The 1249-nt window shown below is 64.0% G+C and carries 3 protein-coding genes; all 3 read left to right on the top strand.

The window, feature by feature from the left end:
* Positions 1-343 (top strand): CGNR zinc finger domain-containing protein (locus tag EOA24_RS38430; RefSeq protein ID WP_189354615.1); only part of this gene is annotated, 343 nt, incomplete at its 5' end.
* Positions 336-866, top strand: coding sequence for a hypothetical protein (locus tag EOA24_RS38425; RefSeq protein WP_126079870.1), 531 nt, complete (start codon positions 336-338; stop codon positions 864-866). The genes EOA24_RS38430 and EOA24_RS38425, both read left to right, overlap by 8 nt.
* A gap of 196 nt (positions 867-1062) precedes the next feature.
* A partial coding sequence (locus tag EOA24_RS38420; RefSeq protein ID WP_133374931.1) for a hypothetical protein occupies positions 1063-1249 on the top strand: 187 nt, incomplete at its 3' end.

The following is a 1249-nucleotide window of genomic DNA, read 5'->3' as shown; positions in this document are numbered from 1 at the left end:
ATCGAATGGCGCGGTGGCGACCAGCCACCTGCCGGATTTGCTCATGGCCTGCGCCAGCGGGCTGTCCGGCAGCGCGACCGAGATCGGAACGCCTGGCCAGCCTTTCGGCGACCCGCGAACGCCGATCGCCTTCGAGGCGGCTTTGGCCGTCTCGGCGCTGTCGCTGCTGCGCGACGAAACGGTGGCAAGGCTGAGGATCTGCCCCAATTGCAGCTGGCTGTTCGTCGACCGCAGCCGCAACGCCAGCCGGTTGTGGTGCGATATGGCTGTCTGCGGCAATCGCCAGAAGGCAAACCGCTATTACCGCCGCCGCTCGGCGGCGAGGGAGGTTCCCAATGCTTAGCAAACTGTCGCGTTCAGCTTTGATCGGCGCCGCCCTGGTCGCCGCAGTCGCGCTCGGCGCCTGCCGCGACACCGGCAAGGACCAGCTTTTCGCCATCTCGGGAAAACTGTTCGAGTTCAACTACCGGCTGGCCATCGCCACCTATGTCATCACGCTGAAGCCGCTGCGGCCGATGGTCGACGGTCAGGTCGCGGTGGTGAGCTTCCAGAATCCGGCCGGCGGCGACCCGCTCATCGTCAACCAGAAGATCTGGCCGAAGCTGCCGCACATCACGCTCACCAGCCCGCCGCTCACCTGCGTGGTCAAAGATAAACCCTATTCCGTCTCGATCCGCATCGAGGATGCGAGCGGCACGCTGCTGCAGAGCATCGATACCACGATGACCTCGTCCGAGGACCAGACGATGCTGCCGGACCGGCCACTGGTGATCGGGCCGAAATACGAGCTCAACCCGGACCTTGCCGGCCATCCTGACGGCAAGCTGCCCGATGCCCAGAAGCCGGATTGCTCCAAAGCGACTTGAGCCACGAAATTTTTGTTCCTCACAAAGCGGTTAGCATGATCTTGCATGCGCCACCGGCCACTCGCCAGACCGTTTGTTGCGTGTTATCTGGCCTCTGTGATTTTGTTTGACCTCACCGCCTAGGGACGAAAGACTGCGACGTCCCACTCCGACGTTGGCTGCCTGATTTGAGGCGCCTCCGCAGAGGAAATACCTGATGACGCTGCACGACGTCGCGCTCGACGACAAGTTCGACCTTGGCAAGGAGCGCGTCTTCCTATCGGGTGCGCAAGCCGTCGTGCGCATGCTTCTGATGCAGCGCGAGCGCGACCGCCGCGCGGGCCTCAACACGGCGGGCTTCGTTTCCGGCTATCGCGGCTCGCCCCTGGGCGGCCTCGACCTGC

It is taken from the genome of Mesorhizobium sp. M2A.F.Ca.ET.039.01.1.1 (assembly GCF_003998035.1).
In the GTDB taxonomy this organism is placed as follows: Bacteria; Pseudomonadota; Alphaproteobacteria; order Rhizobiales; family Rhizobiaceae; genus Mesorhizobium.
The sequence above is the reverse complement of the archived record's forward strand: the minus strand, read 5'-3'. Positions and strand labels throughout refer to the sequence as shown.